We start from the raw sequence: 20,597 nt of genomic DNA, 5'->3' as shown, positions 1-20,597 counted from the left end.
CCCCTACTTGCCAATTGCGGCCTGCTGCTCGGGCGCAAAATCGATTTTCTGCTGCGGTCTTACAAATGCAGTAAATAAGACTCCGAACAAAACGATCAGTCCGGCCATAAACAAGATGGACCAGTCAAACCCTGCTGCACTGTTTTCTCCGCCGGCAGCAACGATATACCCTGTAATAAGCGGACCTACAATTCCTGCAAGGTTCCCTGAAGACGTCAGAATACTCGTCATAAGATTTCCTCTGTCAGGCAGCAGCTGAATCATAATTGTCGGTCCTATCGTCAGGATAGCGTATGTAAGACCTTTAGCAAGGCACATAGCGATGATGACCCAGACAGCGTTTGTGACAAGAGCGGTAGAAGCTAGAAGCACTGCCCCGATAATCATGGCGTAACCGACAACATATACGCGCGAGGTCTTCCAATCTTTGTTTTTCTTAAACATTCTGTCTGATAAAACAGATACTCCGATATAAACACCGACTGAAACCAGACCGATGCCAGATACGGCATACCCCATCTCCATGCTGCTCATATTGACAACCTTCACAAGGTAAACAGGCAGCCAGACGGCAAACCAGACGACAAGAAGATAGGTTGAAAAATAAGCAAGCGTCGTAAAAAGGGCGGAAGGTTTTGACAGCATCAGCATAAATGCTTTCAAATCAAGTTTTTCGAGTTTTTTCACTTTTGGCTTTTCCTCTTCTTCAAGCTCATCTGCACGAGGAACATCTCTAGTAAACTGAATCGCCACAAACCACACAATGCTTGCCAGACCAAGAACTGCGAACGCAACCCTCCAGCCGAACATGTGTATCAGGGCGACTAAAATCGGAGCGGCGACCATGGCTCCAAGAGTTGCACCTGATACGACAACGGAATTTGCCAGGCCGCGAAGCTTCGGCGGAAACCACGTATTGGCGTGATTATAGGCAATCGGACTGAACGGACCTTCAAATGCTCCGAGCAAAAACCGGTAAAGCAAAAGAAGCGGAAGACCGGCAATAGCCAGTACTCCGATCTGCAGCACAGCCCATGTAAGCATAAGAAAACCGAGAACCTTCTTCGCTCCGACTCTGTCTGCCCAGGCAGCCCCGAAAATTCCCGTCACCGGATACAGCCAGTAATAGCTGCTTCCCACAAGACCCCAGTCGGCATAAGAAAGATTAAATTCCTTCATGATTGGCACAGCCGCAAGTCCTGTTATGGATTTATCAGCAAAGTTAATGAACATTCCGAAAAACAGCAGTACAAGAACAGTCCAGCGCATGTTGATTCCCCCCAGCCGCCTAATTTTCTTCAAGCACGCGTCTAGCAATGATCAGACGCTGAATTTCGTTCGTTCCTTCATAAATCTTAGTAATTCGCGCATCACGGTAAAAGCGCTCAACCGGATAGTCGGAAACATAGCCCATCCCGCCGTGAATCTGTACCGCTTTGTCCGCAACGCGGTTAAAAACGTCGGATGCAAAAAGCTTAGCCATCGATGCTTCTTTGATTACTTTTTTCCCTTCGTCAATCATAGATGCTGCCATGTAAGTCAAAGTCCGTGCTGCCTCTGTTTCGGTTGCCATATCCGCAAGCATCCATTGGATCGCCTGATTGTCGGCAATCGGTTTTCCGAATTGTACCCTTTCTTTTGCGTAAGATGCTGAAAGCGCTATCAGTTTGTCGCATGACCCGACAGCCCTAGCAGCAAGGCCAACCCTGCCTTCACTGAGAATTTTCAGTGCCGACATGTATCCCATCCCGACCTCACCAATCACATTTTCCTCAGGAACGATACAGTCCTCAAAAATCAGCTGTGCCGTATGAGACCCGCGAAGACCCATTTTTTTATCTTTTTTTCCAAGAGAAAATCCCGGAAAATCCTTTTCGATTAAAAACGCGGTGATTCCGCCTTTTGCTCCCTTATCCTTGTCCGTCAGAGCAAAAACAGTGAACACATCCGCAACTGGCGCATTCGTAATGAAATGCTTCGTTCCGTTCAAGATCCACTGATTGCCTCTTTTTTCTGCACGAGTTGAAAGATTCGTCGCATCAGATCCCGCACCCGGCTCAGATAATGCAAAAGCAGCAATCTTTTTCCCCGCTGCCATTTCCGGCAAATATTTTTGTTTTAAGTGCTCTGATGCGAGCTTCACCAGTCCTGTGCTTCCGATGCCAGTGTGAGCGCTGATCAGACTGACAAACCCATTGTGGGTATGACCGAGCTGTTCAAGCACGACCGCCTTTCCGACCGCATTCAGCCCAATACCGCCGTACTCCTCAGGAATGCTGATCCCAAACAGTCCCAGATCCTTCGCCTGCTCCACAAGATGATCCGGAATCCTGTCCTCATCCTCAATCTGCTGAGCGTACGGTTCAACCTCCTGATCAACAAAACTCCTAACCATTTTCCTCATTTGTTCAATTTCCGGTGTGACGGTTGCCTGCATCCTTAAATCCCCCTTTTTTGTTGTTGCTTATATAGATGCAAGAAGTGTGCCAAGATGTAAAACGGGAATCTTAAAGGATTTAAAGAATGAGGTGATTCATTTTTGAATTGAATTTGTCGAGATTACGGGGTATTTGCGATTCATTTTTGAATCAGAGGATTCAGGAATGAATGATGGAGGGTGCTGTGCCAATTCTTCGGGAGCATCAAGGGCTGATTGGTGCTGGCTTGAGGCTATTATGAATTAGCAGCACAATCTCAGTGCGGGGCCAAGCCGAAAGTGCTCTATGCATGAGTTAGCTGCACAAACTCAGTGCGAAGCCCAGCCGATAGTGTTCTAAACTTGAGTTAGCAGCACAAACTCGGTGCGGGGCTCGGCCGAAAGTGTTCTATACATGATTTACCAGCACAAACTCAGTGCGGAGCCCCGCCGAAAGTGTTCTATAAATCATTTAGCAACACAAACTCAGTGCGGAGCCCCACCGAAAGTGTTCTATACATGATTTAGAAGCACAAACTCAGTGCGGGGCCAGCCCGAAAGTGTTGTATAAATGAGTTAGCAGCACAAACTCGGTGCGAGGCCCAGCCGATAGTGTTCTAAACTTGAGTTAGCAGCACAAACTTGGTGCGGGGCCAGCCCGAAAGTGTTGTATAAATGAGTTAGCAGCACAAACTCGGTGCGGCATGGATTTGGCGTTGGACGGTTAGAAGCCTAGTTGGATCGTTAGACCGGGTATGACGCTTGTTAGAGGTGCGATTCGGATTGTTAGACACTGGATTCGGACTGTTAGCTCGTTTAGAGACTCTGAGATGACCTCTTTTTTTAATGGAGCAGGTATCCTGGTCACAAGGTTTCTAGAAAAGAGGCATCTTCGCTCTTTTTTTGCTGCGGCTGATTGCTGTTTTCACCACTAAAAAAGCCCCCAACTATAGGTTGGGAGCATCATTTTATATCAGGTACAAACCGTCCTATTCCAACTCTATTTTAATCGGCTCCATTTTTTCAGAAGGCCGGTTCATGCTAAGTACACCAAACGGCACAGACAGTGTTAAATCTTTCATATCGGTTTCAGAGGGAATGGCATAGACCGACTGAAAGCGGAGTTCCTTCTGATCAGCAGCTATACTTATTTTGCCGTTCATGAGAGTCTCTTTGTTTTTAATGGAAACCCCTTCTGCAAAGTTCTGAAGTACGTCCATTTTGAATTCCTCACCAGAAGCATTTGAAAGTTGATAATCAACAATGAGCTGATCTCCATCTCTTTTCACCTGTTCCACTCGCAGCTGATAGCCAAACCTGCTGCTTTCAACGACAAGTGATGGTGACAGTTTTGCTATTGCCGGAGGCTCATCACGGTCTATTACAGGAAGAAGCGTTAACTCATCAGTATTTTTTATAAAATCATCTGTATATAACACGCGCCAGTCTGTGACGATCATTCCAGCTTTTTTCTCAGAACGGATCACCTCGCTGCTCACTGGAAACTGTTCTTTGCCTCCTGCATCCTTTATCTTAAAAGAGAGTTGGTCATATTCGTTTGAAAGAATCGTTTTGTATTCAATCACTGTCGTCGCTTTCCCTTTTGCGACAGTTTGAATAGTTACCGATTCGCTTCCTGATTTCGACACTCCGTTTACGGCAAGTACCTTAGGTTCAATCCGCTTTAAAGGTACTTCAAATTTCCAGTCACCTTTTTCTCCGGCAATTGAAGTGAATGTCAACGGAAGAGTAAAGTCCGAGGGAAGCTTCTTTTCATCCAAGTAATACTCAGCCGTTCCAATGTATCCATTTTCTGTTTCAACGAGTGAATGACTGCCCGCCAGCTGACTGGATTCTTTGCCGTCAAATAATGACAGGCTGTAGCCGGAAGCGGGATCATTCGGGCCTTCTTTCCATTTCTCCGGCAGGTTTTCCCCTTCGGCTTTAAACGTGATTCCGACAACATTTCCTTCATAATAAGCACTTGTCAGCGTAATACTTATTCCGCCGCTTTCAGCCTTCTCGTTCAGTTCCTTGACGAGTCCTGCTGAAGCAAGTTCTTTTCCTATCGTAAAGGAAGAGAACGGTTCATAGAGTGATCCAATCAGTGGAACACTCGCGAGCACCCCATTGACTGGCGCAAAGAAAAACCCTGTTCCAAGGATGATGGCAGCTGCAGATCCTGACAAAACTCCGGCAGAAGCGAACATTTTCTTCTTTTTCTGTTTTTTGCCTTCATGTATTCCGCGGGACACGGCGGCCATTATGTCGTCTTCCGGTACGGCAATATCATCGATCTGACTGTCAAACCAGCTTTTGTTCATGGTCTTTTCCTCCTTCAAGGGCTGCTTTCAGCTCAGCTTTAGCTCTGCGCAAATAGGTTTTCACTGTGTTTTCCGGTTTTTCCATCATGCCTGAAATCGTCCTTATTGGTAAATCGTGATAATAAAACAAGAGAATAACGGTCTGGTAGTTTTCACTAAGTCCGCTTATCGCACGGACAAGATCCAGGTCATTTTCCTTTTGCACAAAAGAAACGTTCTCAAGGAACGCACTTTCCATGGCAACGGCTTTCTTCTTTTTTCTCAGCAGCTCAAAGGCTGTTCTGATTAAAATCTTCATCAGCCACGTACTGAAATATTCGGGCTGCTTTAACGTTCCGATCGAGATAAACGCTTTGCAGACTGTGTCCTGGAGAACATCCAGTGCGTCTTCTTTGTTTCTCACATATATAAACGCGGTTTTATACAGCTTTGTACTTTCCTGTTTGATCAGTTTTTCAAAGGCTTTTTCATTGCCTTTCATCGCTTTTTTTACAGTATGTATGTCCACTTCTTCCTCTCCTTTCAGCTGTTAGAGGAAACACATGCTGGAAAAGTTTCAAAAAAGTTCTATTAAAATCATTATACTTTTAAAAATAGTTCCGTCTTTTGAAAACACAAAAAAAGCCCAGCAAAAGCTGAGCTCCTTAATAGTACGGGGAAATCATCAAATACACAACAACACCTGTAAAGCTTACATAAAGCCAGATCGGCATGCTCCAGCGGACAATTTTGCGGTGCTTGTCAAGCTGGCCAGTCCATCCCCACACGAGTGAGAAAAGCGCAAGCGGCACAATGATGGCTGCGAGGAAGCTGTGTGTAATTAAAATAAAGAAGTACACGCTGCGGATGATTCCTTCTCCGCCGAACCGGGTCGTTTCAACTGAAAGGTAATGATAGGTCAAATACGACACGCAGAAAAGCAGAGTTGTCGTAAAGGCTGCCAGTATGAAGCCTTTATGAAGCTTGACGTTTTTCTTAATAATCGATACGAGCGCAATGACTAAAAAGACAAAGGTGAAGCTGTTCAGTACGGCATTGATCCGCGGAAAAATATGAATATCGAATGTAACCTCGCCGCCGTATCCGATCGGCAAAAAGAACAAGCCTAGGATGATGGCATTGACGACAAGGGAAAGGGTTACGATAATCGCCGTGTAATTCTTGCCTGAGCGATGTGTCTGTTCCATAAAATTCTCTCCTTGTGTTTCAATATGCTTTATTGTACCACGGGGAGAGCGCAGAATATTCGACAATTGTATGAAGGATGTGCCGGCGACAGGCCGTTCCTCAGGCAAATTAGTGGACAGGCTGCCTGACAGCAAGTCCGTACTTCTTCAGTTTTCGGACAATCGTCGGCTGGCTGCTGTCCAGAGCTTCTGCCATTTCATAGGTTGTCCGGTATTTTTGGACAGCAAGAGTCAGGATTTTTTCTTCCGCGAGTTCAGCAGCTTCTTTTAACGTGACAATTTCAGATAGCTTAATCGGCCCTTCCCCTTTGTACTCGGCCGGCAGATTCTCATGTGTCAGCACATCCTCTTCACTGATCAGCACAAGCCTCTCAACCAAATTGGCAAGCTCCCGGACATTTCCCGGCCAGCTGTAGGTGTAAAAGAAATCTTTCAGCGCTGCATCCATCCGTTTGCTCTTGCCGTACTTCAGATTGGCTTTTTCCAAAAAGAAAGTAACAATCGGCAGTATGTCGTTTTTCCGGTTCCTGAGAGGAGGAATGAAAATTGGAACAACATTGAGACGGTAAAATAAATCTTCGCGGAACTCTCCGTTTTGAACCATTTCTTTCAAGTCCTTATTTGTCGCAGCAAGAATTCGGACATCTGCTTTTTTAGAAACCGTTGCACCGACCCGCTGAATTTCTTTCTCCTGAATCACGCGGAGCAACTTAACCTGAAGATTAAGCGGAAGCTCGCCCACCTCATCCAAAAACAGGACGCCTCCGTCTGCAAGTTCAAACATCCCGGGCTTTCCATGTTTATTTGCGCCAGTAAAGGCTCCGCCTTCATAGCCAAACAGTTCGGATTCCAGAAGATCCGCCGGGATGGCCCCGCAGTTCACTTTAATAAACCGCCCTTTATCAGACCGCCCGCTCCTGCTGTAAATGTAGCGGGCAAGCACATCCTTCCCGACACCTGTCTCACCAAGAATGAGGACGGTCGCTTCCACGTTGACAATTCTGTCGGCTGTTTCATAAATGGCCGCAAGCTCTTCGCTCTCAATGATAACGTCACTGATGCTGCTGTTTTTACTCTTCAGCCGTTCAATTTCCCTTTTATAGCTGTCATTAAGTTTCGTTGCTTTTCTGAGAGCATTCTGCAAATCGTTCAGCTCAGACAGATCTCTGATATTCGTAACAATGCTCTCAATTTCCCCTTTGTCGTTAAAGACAGGGTTTCCTGTCAGCAGCGTTTCTTTTCCTGTCCGGTTGAGCTGCACCACTGACACGCTTCTTCTTTTTTCCATCACTTTATGGGTCACTGAATTTTCAAGAATCCCGCGCTCAATAAGAGCGTTTACATTTTTCCCTGTGTAATATTCCTTTGGTATGCCTGTAATCCGCTCGATGGCACGGTTCGTCCTGAGAGTGACCCCATCTTTATCTGTTATGTAAATGCCGTCATAGGAATTATCAATAATCGCATCCAGTTCCCGGTTAATCCGCTTTGATTCCTTCAGTTCATCAATCAATGAAACAAGCTCAGTCGAGATCGTGCCAATATAAAGGCAGTCCGCTGAATCCTGTATGGACGTTTTTATGAAAATACAGCTGGTGTTGCCGCATGCAGCCTGAATCAGCTTCCCGCCGCCAAGCTCATCCCACACGTCAAATACTTGATTGATATGGCGTCCATCAGTTTCCATACCGCCACTCAGCTTCTTTAAAGAGGCATTGGCCTGTACAATCACCTGCTCGTCCGTAGTCATCATGCACGGAAAAGGGATATTCATCAGCGTTTCTGTTTTCATGTCCTCACCGTTCAATCTTCAGCTGCTGATATTGAAAATGCAGATCAGACAGCGCAGCGATGATGGCATGGATGGCTTTTCCGCAGTAATGTTCCCTGACATGCTCAGTGACTTCATCCACCCCGTTCTGAAGGCTGTAGCCCCGGAGAAGGCGTCCGACAAAATCTCTTCCGTGCTCCGTTGCAAGTGTGCAGGAGGCTTCAAGAATCACCGCATATCTTTTATCAATTTCAACCGTAATGGTCAGCATATCGTATACGTTCTTCGCCGCCATTCCTGCAGGCAGGCGCGCATGTCCCGCAATAAACATCGTCTGTGAATGCATGGTGAGGTCCCTCTCTTTCAGTAAATGATTTCGCTTCTCTAACCTTACTTCTTTACAATCCGCGAATCTCCTTCCTTTTGTATCAAAAACGTACAGTCGTCAACTTCTGAAAAAACAGCATCTCATAAAAAATGCCCCTCAGCATAAGCATATGGGGCAGCAGTTTACTTTTGTCTTTTCATTATACTGTTTTTAGCGAGCTCAAAAACGTCCCTGACATCTGAATAAGGTTCTTCCCCTCCATCAAATGTACGGTACCAGAACACTCCCAATGGAGACGTCCCCGTGTTGTTCATCATCGCAAGAGAGATCTTGCTTTCTCTATCTACAACCACATACTGTCCCCCTGCGCCAACCGCCCATTGCAGCATTTGATCCTTTTGCTTTTCCAGCCACCATAAATAGCCGTACCCCGTAAATCTGTCGACATCGGTTATTTCAGAGTACGCTTCAAAACTGGCATCAATCCATTTTTCCGGAATGACCTGCTTATCTTTCCACTTCCCGTTATTGGCATAAAGCGATCCGAACCTCGCAAGGTCTTCTGCGCACATGTAGAATCTGTACATTGGCATGGAAGTTTCTTCTGACTCTTCATAAACCACATTTGACGGCTGAAATTTCTTCATCTCTGTTGGTTTGGCAATCCATTCGTAGAAAGCTTCCCCTAGGGATGTACCTGTCTCCTGTTCAAAAATGACGCCGAGCGTATTAAAATCCCAGTTGTTATAGTAGTAGTGCTCGTTATGGCTGTAGGTGCCTCTTTCAGGTCTTTTTTCTTTCATATCTTTTGATTCGCCCAAGGATGTAATGTAAATGCCGGAACGTGCTTTCAGCAAATCTTCTACTGTCGCTTGTTTCTCCTTTTCAGAAAGCGGATTTTTCGAGTCATCAATCCCCAGCTCCTCCAGTGTTTGATCTACATTGATTAATCCTTTTGACTCGGCAATTCCAAAAAGAGCACTAATGAGGCTTTTTCTGACGGAGGCAACATTTGAAATTTGATCACTCTCTCCGTATTCGGCAAGCACGTTCTGGCCTTCCATAATAAACAATGAGTCCGCCTCATTCTTGTCCATCATTTCGGCTAACCTGTTTAATGTTTTCTGGCTGACATACTCAGACTGATCCAGCTCTTTATAAAATTGATTGGTCTTTGAACTTGTAAAAGGAATGGATAAATATCCCGCAGCTCCTGCTGCGATGAACAAAAGGATTGCTGCGAGTACTACTGTTGTTCTCTTCACTTTAAAATCTTCTCCTTGTTGATTGATAAGCATGATTATCAGCCTTAAAGCAGCTTTAAGGTCAACCTCTTTTTTAAAAATAGGATGATTTGTTATACTTTTCTCAGGCGCAAAAGAAGACAAGAGGTGTCAAAATGGATGAAAAAAACTACTACACAATCGGTGAGGCTGCCAAGCTATGCGGCACAGCTGCTTCAACATTACGCTATTACGATCAAATCAGCCTGTTAAAACCAGCAGGGCTGAACAAGATCACAAACTACCGCTACTATACCTTTAAGGATATTGCCAAGATCAGAATCATCCAAAATTTGAGAGAGCTGAATTTTTCCATTGGGGACATAAGCAAAATGCTTGAGGAAGACAGCCTATCAAATCAGCTGTCTGTCATGAAAAAGAAGCGTGATGAAATCGAGGATGAAATATACGAATTAAAGAAAACAGCTGCATCCATCAATCAACGAATTGAAAATATGGAAAAGGAATTAACAATCATCCATTCTGATTCTCCCTCTGATTCCATTATTACGACTGCATGGCAGCCTGCAAGGAAGATTCTTTCTTTAAGAAAGCAGACGGAGCGTGCCAATTTAAGTGTGTATGTACATTATTTTAATGAACTGATTGAACTGGCGAAAAAAGAAAAGATGATTCCATCAGGAAACCTTCTGTTAATTCATCATCATATTAATGTGAATCAACTGTTCAAACAGAAGGAATTTCAGAGTTTGATGAAAGATATTGAGGTCGGTATGCCGGCAGGACAGCTCCAGGATTCTCCCTTTTTAAGTGAAATACCTGAAGGAATGTACTTATCGATGATTACAAAAGGAATGGCAGGAAAAGATACGTTCATTGACATTTATTCGCGTATTCAGAAATGGCTGATTGAAAACAACTACAGAGCTGCAGGTCCGCTGATTGATTTGCTGCACACTGACATGATCAGCCTTCAGCCCGATCAAATTGTAGAGAACATTTTAACAGAGGTTCAGATACTTATAGAGAAAACGGTTTAATTTACACATAATCGAACAAGAAGCAGGCTGAAAGTTTCAGCCTGCTTCATCCACTTGAAATTTCTTCAGTTCTTAACCTTCTCCCTTTCCTCCTCAAACGGCCAGCTCGGCAGCATATGGCTCAGCGTTTTATCTTCTCTGTACCCTAACACATACTCCGCCTGCATCACGGTATGGATTTCTCTTGTTCCCTCGTAAATAACAGGTGCTTTAGAGTTTCTCAGGAATCGTTCAACTGGGTATTCATTGGAATAACCATACGCACCGTGGATCTGTACCGCGTCGTTCGCCGCTTCGTTTGCGAAATCACAGGATTGCCACTTGGCGAGGGAAGTTTCCCTTGTGTTTCGTTTTCCCTCGTTCTTAAGACAACCTGCCCTGAAGACAAGCAGGCGGGACATGTGATACCCGGCTTCCATTTTTGCGATCATCTGCTGAACAAGCTGGTGTTTGCCGATCTCTTTGCCGAATGTTTTCCGCTCATGGCAGTAGTTGACGCTCTGTTCGATACATGCCTGAATGAGTCCGCAGGCGCCGGCCGCAACGGTGAACCGTCCATTATCAAGAGCGGACATGGCAATCTTAAAGCCGTCCCCCTCCTGGCCAAGAAGGTTTTCTTTCGGCACCCGGATGTTGTCAAAAAAGATTTCACCTGTGTTTCCTGCTCGAATGCCAAGCTTCCCTTTAATGGCTTTGGACGAAAATCCAGGCATCGTGCGCTCCACGATAAACGCCGAAATGCCGTGGTGCTTTTTGCTTTTATCTGTGTAAGCGAATACAAGAAAGTGATCGGCATAGTCGCACAGTGAAATCCACGTCTTCTGACCATTCAGTATGTAATGATCGTCTTCCAAAACAGCTGAAGTCTGCAAAGCGGCAACGTCCGACCCTGCATTCGGTTCTGTTAAGCCGAACGCTCCTACTTTTTCACCTTTCGCCTGCGGTGTAAGATATTTCTGCTTCTGCTCTTCATTTCCCCATTGCAGCAGCGTCAGGCTGTTTAAGCCGGTGTGAACGGAAACGGCAGTACGGTAAGCTGTATCCCCGCGTTCAAGTTCCTCGCACACAATCGCTAGAGTATTATAATCCATAGCACTGCCTCCATATTGCTCCGGCACGCAGATTCCCATCAGTCCGAGATCTGCAAGTTTTTTCAAAATAGACGGTTCAAAATGACCTTCCGCATCCCACTCGGCAATGTACGGGTTAATCTCTTTATCAACGAAATCACGGACCATTTTTCTTACAGCGTTCTGTTCTTCAGACAAGTTAAAATTCATCATTTGCTTCATCCCCTTTTAGTAGATATAAAAAAGCCGGCTGCGCAAAAAGGCAGCCGGCTTTTGTCAACGTTAAGAAATCTCTTCCATAGACAAAACAGCAATAAAAGACAGTCATATGTTCACTGGTGCTAACCGTCATCACGGATCACAGGAAGGCTAATTCCATAGGCGTGAAATGCGTTTAGTTACTAGAAGTATATCCAGTAATCTGAAAACAGGCAACCTTTTTTTGAAAATTCTATACATTTAGATTCTATCAGACTTCCGCTTCTCCATTTTCCATCCTGCCGATTGACTCCCTATGGCCAATCTTTTACACTTGAAGAACTGAAAAAAGAAGCAGGTGATTCCAGTGGAATTCAAGATTAATTATCTCTCATTCTATCTGATCCAGGTGGACGGAAAAGACGAGAATGCCAATAAACAGTACAAGCACTTTCAAACATTAACGACGGAAGAGTACGAGCAGAACGCCCTGAAGGACTTTCTGGACGGCGAGCTGAAGAAAATAGTAAAACGGAAGGTCGAAAAACATCCCCGGAGCGAACAGGTCCCTACAAAACTCGGACACTTCGTAGTCGAACCCGGTTATGAACTCGATTCAAACCCGAACTATAATCTCTTTCACCGCGCACTGACAGCGGAAACAAAGGAAGCTTTTAAAGAAGCCGGCGAAAAGTTCGTTTCTGCCTATCTCGATGCAAGCGCCGTCCGTGGCGGAGCATTCCTTGTTTTGTCGGCAACACCTGAGAAGTATTTTGAGGATTCATTTGTGTTTATTTTAAAATGTGATTTTGAACCTAAAGTGGCTTCCATTTCGGATGAATCAACTCTGATCCGCAATGTGCAGATGGCAATTACGACGAAAAATATGAAATCCATCCAATATCCCCACATGCCTGAAGAAGGAATGACAGAGCCCGGCGAGCTTAAAATTCATCAGGCGTCACATGCACGCTACTTTGAAGATTTTCTGAAGTTTGTCGAATACGGGGAATCCATGCCTGAGATCATGAAAACTCAAGTCATGAGCATGGTTCAGGAGCATGTCCTTGAGACCTATGAAGAGAACAGCCAGGAACGCCAGCAGTTCGAACAGGACATGGAAATCTGGGAAGCAAGCGAGAAGCGGGAGATTCAGGAGCGTCTGGATACCCATCAGGTCATTGAAGCGGCTGCGCAAATTGTGGAGCATACCCCCGAAGCCGAGCTGAAGATGAAGCTTGGGGAAACTTCTATTAAAGGACTCCTTGCAGACTACGGGGAAAACATTCATTTAGGAAAAATCAACGGTAGATATGTCCTCCTCGTAGAAGCGGACAGCATTCAATTTGAAAAAGGGGTATCTCCTATTGAATTTCACCGTCCTGACGAGCTGGGAGCAATTATTGAGAGAATTTCAAGGAAAGGGGAGGGATAAAAGTCCCGAAAGACCCCTCCCCTTATTCTTCCATTAAATTTTTCCATCCCCTCATCTGTATTTTCCCCTTTCAATCCTATATACTTAATCTATTCAATCGGTTAAAAGGGGAACTTTCATGAAAGACGAGCTGCATTATATAGGCTTTAAGATTCAGGAAAACGCACGTGAAATTACTTTGAATATTCCGAACGTCCAGGATGCCAAGCATACTAAGCAGCTGGAGAATTCGGGATTCCCATTAGAAGAGCGAATTGCCTACCGGGAAGAACTGATCAGTTATTTGGGACAGGCTCTGTGTGATGTGAAAGTTGAGGGAAAAGTAGACCAGTGGAGCATGAAAATAGCAAAGAGAGCCATCCATTATGACGTCCCGCTGGCCCAGTGCCTCCGTGCGATCGGGGCATACAGGACGGCTGTTTGGGACACTTTGACAGAAGAGCTTCATAAAAACAATTTTTATGCAATTACCATGCTGGATGTTTCCAAAATGATTGATCCGCTGATTGACAGAGCGTGCAGTGTGACCGGCAGTGTGTATGAAAACCATAGCAATGAGTTAATGGAAGTGGCTTATTCAGCATTGGAAGAGCTTTCTGTTCCTGTGGTGCCTGTGGCAGAAGGAATCGCCGTCATTCCTCTTGTTGGAGCGGTTGACACAAGAAGGGCCGCACTGATCATGGAAGTTTCCCTTAGAGAAGGCGCACGCCTGAATCTTGAAGAAGTCATCCTGGATGTATCCGGAGTTCCCATTATCGATACTATGGTGGCAGACCAGATTTTCAAAATCGTCAGTGCACTCAAGATCAGCGGCATCCATACTGTGCTCACAGGCCTTCGTCCTGAAATCGCACAGACCATCATGAGTCTCGGCCTTGATTTTAATCATATCGAAACAAAGTTTAACATGCGAAAAGCTTTGTATGACCTTGGATTTAGACGACAATAAAAGAAGCTTATATACATTAAAATCCGAACTGAGATTTCATCAGTTCGGATTTTTTCTGTTTTGTGTTATAACCCGGAGTGGTGCCACTTTTCTCTGCGATGAACCCTTATTTGTGGCACCACTCACCAGAGTACTGCCACTTTTCTCCGCGATGAATCCTAATTTGTGGCACCACTCACCAGAGATGAACATGCGGCATCCTAGATCAGCATTCAATAAAAACGGATTGAAAAACAATTCCTCCAAACCCCAAATACTCTATAACCGGAGCTGTTCTTTGCAGGACAAGTTCAAAATCAAAAAGCATACAGTTCCTCCCTTCATTTTACTGGATTAGACCGAGTGGAAAGCCGGGCAGTCTAAGGTCAGATACACCTGAATACTCAAGCACGCGCCTTGCTCCTTGGTTAAACCAGTGCCGTTATTCCGCCGTCCACAACTAAAACCTGGCCCACAATATAATCAGATGCTTTTCCCGAGAGCAGCAGAATAACACCGTCAAGGTCGCCCTCTGCACCAAAGCGGCGGGCAGGCACCCCTTTTAAAATGGACGCATTTTCTTTTTCTAAAATCGTTTTTGTCATTTTCGTCGGGAAAAATCCGGGTGCAATTGCATTAACCTGAATATTGTCAGGAGCCAGTTTTACTGCAAGGTCCTTCGTGAAGCTGATGACAGCGCCTTTGCTTGTGCTGTAGGCAATCGTATCCATAAGCTCTGCGGGAGTCCCCCCCATTCCAGTCACTGAGGCGATATTAATGATCTTGCCCGAGCCCTGGCGTTTCATTACTTTTGCAGCAGCCTGGCTGAATAAGAAGACCCCCCTGACATTGATATTCATGACTTTGTCCCATTTATCGGCGGGGAGTTCAAGCGCAGGCGCCATCCATGACGTACCGCTGTTGTTGATTAAGATATCAATTGTTCCAAAGTGAGCTACCGTCTGGTCGATGACATTCTGGATATCCTTTTGGCTTGTTACATCACAGGCAATCGCAAGGGACTGGGCGCCGAGAGAAACCAGTTCGCCACTGACCTTTTCGCATGCCTCCAAATCCCTTGAACATACGACAACATTAGCTCCCGCAAGTGCAAGCACTCTTGCCATTTGTGCGCCGAGCCCCTTTCCTCCGCCGGTAACTATTGCCGTTTTATTTTTCAAGCTGAATAGATCCAAATTCATTGCTCCTTTCTAAAAGCAGTGCAGTACTTTATATCTTAGTAAGAGTTTGTCTCAGAGGTTACACTATTTGATTCGTTAGCCCCCGCCCCTTTCGACAAAAACAGACGTTTTCAGCAGACAAGGATATGGGTATACGGTTAATAGCTTGATTTGGCGGGATTTATGCTAAAATAAGGACATACCAATTAGAGGAGGATAAAAGATGAAATACAGCGGGTATATTGGTACATATACAAAGGGAGACAGCAAAGGGATTTATTCCTTTACACTGGATACAGATGCAAAGAAATTGAGTGAACCGGTCGTTGCAGCTGAGATCGGTAGTCCTACATACTTGAATTTAAGCAAAGATAACCGTTTCGTTTATGCGATTGGAAAAGACGGCGAAGCAGGAGGCTTGGTTGCCTACTCAAGAAATGAGAAAACAGGGGAACTGACGGAGCTTAACAGACAGCTTCGCGAAGGAGCATCACCTTGCCACGTAAGTGTCGATTCAAGCAACCGGTTTGTCGTATCAGCCAATTACCATAACGGAACGATTGAATCACATGAGATGGATGTGATCAGCGGAACCCTTTCATCCGCCCTTTCCATCCGCAAGCATGAAGGTTCAGGGCCTAATGAAGAAAGACAGGACGCTCCCCACGCCCACTATGCCGGCTTCACGCCGGACGAAAAATACGTCGCTGCCATTGATCTTGGCACTGACAAACTTTATACGTATGAATTAAATGACGGTGAACTTTATGAAGTTCACAGCCTTCACTTAAAGAGAGGAAGCGGCCCGAGACATCTGACTTTCCATCCGAACGGGAAGATTGCTTATCTGCTGACAGAGCTCAGCAATGAAGTGGTTGTTCTTGACTATAACGAAGACGGCAGCTTCACAGAGATTGAGTATATCTCGACTCTTCCGGAGGATTTCACAGAAAACAGCCAGGGTTCTGCGATTCACATTTCATCTGACGGACAATTCGTGTATGCCGGCAACCGCGGGCATGACAGCATCGCCGTTTTCAAAACTGACAGCGACACGGGTAAACTGACATTCGTTGAACGCACGTCCACTGAAGGAAACTGGCCGCGTGACTTTGCACTGGATCCAACTGAAAACTTCCTGATTGCATCCAACCAGGAAACCAGCAGCCTGATCCTGTTTGAAAGAAACCGTGAAACAGGCAAACTGTCTCTTCTGCAGTCAGATGTTCATGTGCCTTATCCGGTATGCGTAAAATTCTTAAATCAATAAAAAATCTCAGAGCCCCGGCGGCTCTGAGATTTTTTTTATATTCTTCTCCAGTCATTCCAAAGAGCAGCAAGTCATGATAGCTCCCTTGCGTATAAATCATATTACGCATTCTGCCTTCCTCTTGAAAGCCAAGATTTCTGTGAAGGCTGATCGAAGCCTCATTATAACTGTATACATGGGCATTTGCTTTTTGATAGCGCAGTTCTTCAAAGAAATACCGAAGCACAATCCTGATGGCATCTCCCGCATATCCCTTTCTCCAGTGCTCTCTGAATATACTGATGCCATAGCTGAATGTGCCGTTTCGGGGATCGCACTTATCCGTGCTGATGCTGCCTGCAAATTCCCCCGCTGTATTCTCAATTGAAAGTCTAACCGAATCCCCGTTCCAGCCCTTTTCCGCCTCAGCTTCTGTCCATCGTCTTGTTCCCGCTTCAGATCTTGGGCCATAGACAGCATCATTGAGTCTAGCTATCTCTGAATCCATCCCGTCCTTGTGAAACTTCACCCAGTCAGACGGCTGAACAGGCCTGAGTCTGACAAGCTCCCCCTGCCAGATGCTGCTATTTTCAGCCATTGCGCTCCTCTCCTTTTCATTCCACTTCCTTCAGCATTTTTTCAATGGAAGTCAGTCTTTGGTTTATCTCTTCGTTTACTTTTACTTGTTCCTGCTGAAAAGCCGCATGATCTCTCTCCAGTTTCAGTCTCTCTTCGGCTCTTTTTTCCATCCGTTTGAAATAGCGGATAATAAAAATTAAGGGAAGAATGATGAAGATGATCAAGAATAACAATGGCCCTACTAAAGTAATAATATCCCCCATAAAATATCTCCTTTTCGTTCTGCACAATTATTCTTTCTTTTTATCAGATATGCTTTCTGATGCTTCTGCAATGATTCCGGCATCGAGCGGAACACTGAAGGGCAGAAGCTCAAAATACTTCATTGCTTTCCCATCGTTTGAAATTTCATGCTCTCCCTGTATCAGTCCCGCTTCTTCAAGCTTCTTGAGATGCAAATATAATAGCGGGCGGCTGATGCCAAGCTCCCTTGCCATCTGGCTGACGTATTGCCGGTCCTTATGAAGGACGGCTATAATTTTCAGCCGGTAAGGATTGGAGAGAGCATCCAGAACCTTAAGTAAACTGTCTCCATTCATTTGTTTTTTCATATGTAATAATTTTATGACAGGTGTAACTGATAATCAAGAAAATATTGGTATTATTTCTTTATTTTTGAAGTCGGTTACAAATCATGCAGGATTCACGTACATTTAACAAGAACTATTAACTCACAAACATTTGGAGGTGCTGTGCTTGGAAACTGTTTATCTGATTTGCGTCGTTGCTGCCGTCGGGTTTTTCCTTTTTAATCTCCTTAGAAAAAACCGCAGGCTGCCTAACAATGAGTACACACCCATGAATGATATTGACAACGGCCTCGTTCGAAACTATCAGAATGAAATTCCCTTAAATGAAAGCAAACATGAAGCAAGATATGAAGAATACGAGGAGAGAAAATAAGAAATTCCTTCCTTATTTCTGTGTAAAAACATTGAAAAGGAGCATATGTAATTTGAACCGAAATGTACTGCTTGCAATTCCTTCCTATTCGCCTGATGATTCAGGCTTTCAGAGTCCCGTCGGAGAAACATATACCTATTGGGAAAAAATCATATCTTATTTCCTCACAAAGGCAGATACGGTTGAGATTCATTGCTGGAAAGATGAGAAAGCTGCAATCAATGAACTCAAGGAATTTGAAGGAATAACTGTTATGACCGATGACGGGGACCTCTGTATTTTCACCGAAAAGAAAACACATGCTCTTTCTGATTTTCTCATAAAGAACCACGTAACGAACGGCCGCCTTAAATGGTTTACGGTAAATTTGATCAGCAGCGGTGAGACAGTTCTGCATTCCGGTCACTGGGGAACTGAACTTGCCGTTTACGGACTTTCAGAAGAAGATCTTGCATTTATCACGAAAATAGTTCCATCTGAAACTGATTTCACCTGGTGGTAAATCAGTTTTTTCACGCATGTTCATCACCCTTTCAGGCCGGAAAGCCCCGATTCCCTTTATTTCATATGAATTCCGGGCAATTTGTCACATATTTAAGCAAATTTTAAGGTTTCATTCAGCACGGTTTAATGGTCATGAAATAAACTTTTCAATAGAGCCGTACATGCAGAAAACAGAAAGAAAGCGCTTAAGGCATGTACAAATACATATTAGGATGGAAAACAATGAGAACACAGACCGTGCTAAGAAAAATGGATTCAGAAGGCAGAGTCACGTTGCCTCAAAAATGGAGAAAGTACTTAGGCATTAAACGCTATGATCATGTTGAAATATTCGCAGATCACCATTCCATCACGATCAGAAAATTTGAGCCCCAGAAAAAATGCTTCATTACAGGGAAAATCGATCCGGACAATTTTGTTTGCTGCGACGGAAAAGTTGTCCTCAGTCCTGAGGGAGTAGATATCTTAAAAAACAGACTGTGCGGCAGCACGAGCTTTATCATACGGCCATAAAACCCCCTGCCATCATGGCAGGGGGTAAACTTTTTATTTTGCTTTTTCTGGCTCGCTGTATTTCTCGCCGAATGTTTCAACAGTAACAGATTTCATTTTCTGGTCTTCAAGCGGCTTATCGTTCTCCGTTTCAACTGAAACAATTTCATCGACCACATCCATACCTTCCGTTACTTTCCCGAAAGAGGCGTACTCGCCGTCAAGGCTTGGATAGTCAGCCACCATAATAAAAAACTGCGAACCTCCGCTGTCAGGCTGCTGTGAGCGCGCCATTGAGATAACGCCACGTTCGTGTTTCAGGCTGTTTTCAAAGCCATTTGAACTGAACTCTCCTTTAATCGAATAGCCTGGACCGCCTGTTCCATTTCCGTCAGGGTCTCCTCCCTGAATCATAAACTCAGGAATCACACGGTGAAAAATCAGTCCGTCATAAAACTTATCGTTAATCAGTGAAATAAAGTTTGCAACCGTATTTGGCGCGACTTCCGGATACAGCTCTACTTTGATTTGCTTGTCATTTTCCATTGTAATGGTGACAATTGGATTTTTATCTACTTTTTTAACTGGCTTGTCAGCGCTTTGCTCCTGATCTTTGTTTCCGCATGCTGTCAGGATGAGCAAAAGCATGGCCATGATGAGTACTGCCGTCTTTTTCATGTCATCATCTCTCCCATTTCATTTGCAATCAGTTCATACGATCTCAGCCTGTCCTCATAGCTGTGTGTAATCGTAACAATCATGATTTCGTTCACGCCGTATTTTCCCGCCATGCCAATCAGCTTCCTTTTCACTTCTGCGGGATTGCCTGCGATTAATTTGCCTTCTGAGCTCTGCAGCATCTCACGTTCTTCCCGGCTGTATGTATAGGATTTTGCTTCTTCAACCGACGGAATGCCACCGGTGATGCCCTTCAGCTGCTGAATTCGCCAAAGTCTGAGACTCCCGGCCAGCTCTTTTGCTTTTTCAGTGGAATCAGCGCATACAGCACTCACAGTAAGCAGTGATTTCGGCTGTTTCAGCTCATATTTTGGCTGAAAGCGGGTTTTGTATTCTTTTAGCATGTCAACCCCGTCTTTGTCACTCATAAACTCTCCAAATGCATAGGCTGTTCCCGTCTGCGCAGCAAGCCTTCCGCTCTTTATGCTTGTCCCAAGAAGCCACACTTCAGGCGGGACCGCAGGCACCGGTGCTGCTTTCAGACTGGAATAGAAATTTTCTTCAGGAAAATCACCGTGAATAAAATGAAGCAGCTCTTTAAATTTGTGCGGCATTGTCCGGACATTTTCCAGGAAATTGTCTGATAACGCCATTGTTGCTTCTGCCGATCCCCCTGGTGCCCTGCCGATGCCAAGATCTATCCTTCCCGGAAAAAGCACAGAGAGCATATGAAAGGTTTCTGCGACTTTATAGGGCTTATAATGCGGGAGCAAAACAGCACCGGCACCTATGCGGATTTTTTCTGTTTCTGCTCCGATATAACTCAGCATAATTTCAGGAGCAGGACAGGCAAGACCGGGCATGTCATGATGCTCTGCTATCCAGTAGCGGTGATAGCCCATTTTTTCAGCTGCCCTGGCAAGACGGGCTGATTCCCTCAGAGCTGTTCCCGCTGAGGATCCGGATGAAATCGGGGACTGATCGAGTATACTTAGTTTCAATCCTTCCAC

21 protein-coding genes and 1 pseudogene are annotated in these 20,597 nt (G+C 44.9%); 7 read left to right on the top strand and 15 right to left on the bottom strand.

The genetic code is table 11. The features are described from left to right. Positions 1-3 precede the first annotated feature (3 nt). From ACK1LH_RS06765 to ACK1LH_RS06730, 8 genes are all read right to left on the bottom strand, one after another. Positions 4-1,269 carry an MFS transporter gene (locus tag ACK1LH_RS06765; RefSeq protein ID WP_051827020.1) on the bottom strand — a complete coding sequence of 422 codons (1,266 nt, stop codon included), beginning with the start codon at positions 1,267-1,269 and terminating at the stop codon, positions 4-6. A 19-nt stretch (positions 1,270-1,288) separates the two neighbouring features. Next, complete coding sequence (locus tag ACK1LH_RS06760) at positions 1,289-2,437, bottom strand: acyl-CoA dehydrogenase family protein (RefSeq protein WP_029282039.1); 1,149 nt, start codon at positions 2,435-2,437, stop codon at positions 1,289-1,291. A 968-nt stretch (positions 2,438-3,405) separates the two neighbouring features. After that, positions 3,406-4,740 (bottom strand): DUF4179 domain-containing protein, encoded by a 1,335-nt coding sequence (locus tag ACK1LH_RS06755; RefSeq protein ID WP_411334837.1) that lies wholly within the window; start codon positions 4,738-4,740, stop codon positions 3,406-3,408. Further along, positions 4,721-5,221, bottom strand: a complete 501-nt coding sequence (locus ACK1LH_RS06750) for a sigma-70 family RNA polymerase sigma factor (protein ID WP_029282043.1) — start codon at positions 5,219-5,221, stop codon at positions 4,721-4,723. The genes ACK1LH_RS06755 and ACK1LH_RS06750 overlap by 20 nt, the downstream gene beginning before the upstream one ends. A gap of 163 nt (positions 5,222-5,384) precedes the next feature. Then, positions 5,385-5,927, bottom strand: coding sequence for a DUF420 domain-containing protein (locus ACK1LH_RS06745; protein ID WP_029282044.1), 543 nt, complete (start codon positions 5,925-5,927; stop codon positions 5,385-5,387). Between the two features lie 109 nt (positions 5,928-6,036). Further along, positions 6,037-7,734, bottom strand: coding sequence for a sigma-54 interaction domain-containing protein (locus tag ACK1LH_RS06740; RefSeq protein WP_411334836.1), 1,698 nt, complete (start codon positions 7,732-7,734; stop codon positions 6,037-6,039). Beyond that, a complete protein-coding gene (locus tag ACK1LH_RS06735) occupies positions 7,724-8,044 on the bottom strand; it encodes a DUF3870 domain-containing protein (RefSeq protein ID WP_029282048.1) in 321 nt (106 codons plus the stop codon). Before ACK1LH_RS06735 ends, ACK1LH_RS06740 begins: the two co-directional genes overlap by 11 nt. Positions 8,045-8,208: 164 nt before the next feature. Beyond that, positions 8,209-9,291, bottom strand: a complete 1,083-nt coding sequence (locus tag ACK1LH_RS06730; RefSeq protein ID WP_411334835.1) for a serine hydrolase domain-containing protein — start codon at positions 9,289-9,291, stop codon at positions 8,209-8,211. 134 nt (positions 9,292-9,425) lie between these two features. Here ACK1LH_RS06730 and ACK1LH_RS06725 point away from each other — a divergent pair, with 134 nt between their 5' ends. Further along, positions 9,426-10,310, top strand: a complete 885-nt coding sequence (locus tag ACK1LH_RS06725) for a MerR family transcriptional regulator (protein WP_411334834.1) — start codon at positions 9,426-9,428, stop codon at positions 10,308-10,310. Between the two features lie 65 nt (positions 10,311-10,375). On the opposite strand, the gene ACK1LH_RS06720 is transcribed toward ACK1LH_RS06725, so the two are convergent. Then, complete coding sequence (locus ACK1LH_RS06720) at positions 10,376-11,590, bottom strand: acyl-CoA dehydrogenase family protein (protein ID WP_029565346.1); 1,215 nt, start codon at positions 11,588-11,590, stop codon at positions 10,376-10,378. Between the two features lie 355 nt (positions 11,591-11,945). On the opposite strand from ACK1LH_RS06720, the gene ACK1LH_RS06715 reads away from it, so the two are divergent. Then, complete coding sequence (locus tag ACK1LH_RS06715; RefSeq protein WP_411334833.1) at positions 11,946-13,013, top strand: DUF3900 domain-containing protein; 1,068 nt, start codon at positions 11,946-11,948, stop codon at positions 13,011-13,013. Positions 13,014-13,131: 118 nt separating this feature from the next. Beyond that, the gene (locus ACK1LH_RS06710) at positions 13,132-13,962 is read left to right on the top strand and encodes an STAS domain-containing protein (RefSeq protein WP_411334832.1); all 831 of its coding nucleotides are present in this window, start codon (positions 13,132-13,134) and stop codon (positions 13,960-13,962) included. 407 nt (positions 13,963-14,369) lie between these two features. On the opposite strand, the gene ACK1LH_RS06705 is transcribed toward ACK1LH_RS06710, so the two are convergent. Continuing rightward, positions 14,370-15,143 (bottom strand): SDR family oxidoreductase, encoded by a 774-nt coding sequence (locus ACK1LH_RS06705; protein ID WP_203289975.1) that lies wholly within the window; start codon positions 15,141-15,143, stop codon positions 14,370-14,372. Between the two features lie 202 nt (positions 15,144-15,345). Here ACK1LH_RS06705 and ACK1LH_RS06700 point away from each other — a divergent pair, with 202 nt between their 5' ends. Then, the gene (locus ACK1LH_RS06700) at positions 15,346-16,392 is read left to right on the top strand and encodes a lactonase family protein (protein ID WP_203289974.1); all 1,047 of its coding nucleotides are present in this window, start codon (positions 15,346-15,348) and stop codon (positions 16,390-16,392) included. 79 nt (positions 16,393-16,471) lie between these two features. On the opposite strand, the pseudogene ACK1LH_RS06695 reads toward ACK1LH_RS06700, so the two are convergent. The 3 genes and pseudogenes from ACK1LH_RS06695 to ACK1LH_RS06685 form a co-directional block, all read right to left on the bottom strand. Beyond that, a pseudogene (locus ACK1LH_RS06695) lies at positions 16,472-16,969 on the bottom strand (GNAT family N-acetyltransferase); the annotation flags it as partial. Positions 16,970-16,985: 16 nt separating this feature from the next. Beyond that, complete coding sequence (locus tag ACK1LH_RS06690; RefSeq protein WP_029282067.1) at positions 16,986-17,213, bottom strand: hypothetical protein; 228 nt, start codon at positions 17,211-17,213, stop codon at positions 16,986-16,988. Positions 17,214-17,240: 27 nt separating this feature from the next. Continuing rightward, on the bottom strand, positions 17,241-17,561 hold the full coding sequence (locus tag ACK1LH_RS06685) for an ArsR/SmtB family transcription factor (RefSeq protein ID WP_029282069.1): 321 nt from the start codon (positions 17,559-17,561) through the stop codon (positions 17,241-17,243). A 145-nt stretch (positions 17,562-17,706) separates the two neighbouring features. Here ACK1LH_RS06685 and ACK1LH_RS06680 point away from each other — a divergent pair, with 145 nt between their 5' ends. The 3 genes from ACK1LH_RS06680 to ACK1LH_RS06670 all read left to right on the top strand — a co-directional run bounded on the left by ACK1LH_RS06680 (position 17,707) and on the right by ACK1LH_RS06670 (position 18,930). Then, positions 17,707-17,913: a hypothetical protein gene (locus ACK1LH_RS06680; RefSeq protein WP_029282071.1), complete on the top strand. Its 207-nt coding sequence runs from the start codon at positions 17,707-17,709 to the stop codon at positions 17,911-17,913. A gap of 52 nt (positions 17,914-17,965) precedes the next feature. Further along, entirely contained in the window at positions 17,966-18,415 is a 450-nt protein-coding gene (locus ACK1LH_RS06675; protein WP_411334831.1) for a hypothetical protein, read from the top strand. A gap of 224 nt (positions 18,416-18,639) precedes the next feature. Continuing rightward, positions 18,640-18,930: an AbrB/MazE/SpoVT family DNA-binding domain-containing protein gene (locus tag ACK1LH_RS06670; RefSeq protein WP_411334830.1), complete on the top strand. Its 291-nt coding sequence runs from the start codon at positions 18,640-18,642 to the stop codon at positions 18,928-18,930. A gap of 33 nt (positions 18,931-18,963) precedes the next feature. Here the strand turns inward: ACK1LH_RS06670 and ACK1LH_RS06665 are convergent, their stop codons facing one another. Together ACK1LH_RS06665 and ACK1LH_RS06660 are read right to left on the bottom strand one after the other, a co-directional pair. Next, the gene (locus tag ACK1LH_RS06665; RefSeq protein WP_029282078.1) at positions 18,964-19,587 is read right to left on the bottom strand and encodes a peptidylprolyl isomerase; all 624 of its coding nucleotides are present in this window, start codon (positions 19,585-19,587) and stop codon (positions 18,964-18,966) included. Further along, positions 19,584-20,588, bottom strand: a complete 1,005-nt coding sequence (locus tag ACK1LH_RS06660; RefSeq protein ID WP_029565343.1) for an LLM class flavin-dependent oxidoreductase — start codon at positions 20,586-20,588, stop codon at positions 19,584-19,586. Before ACK1LH_RS06660 ends, ACK1LH_RS06665 begins: the two co-directional genes overlap by 4 nt. Positions 20,589-20,597: the final 9 nt, after the last annotated feature.

This window comes from Metabacillus indicus, from assembly GCF_046603695.1.
Lineage (GTDB): Bacteria > Bacillota > Bacilli > Bacillales > Bacillaceae > Bacillus_P > Bacillus_P indicus.
Note: the sequence above shows the minus strand (reverse complement) of the source record. Positions and strands in the feature narration are given on the sequence as shown.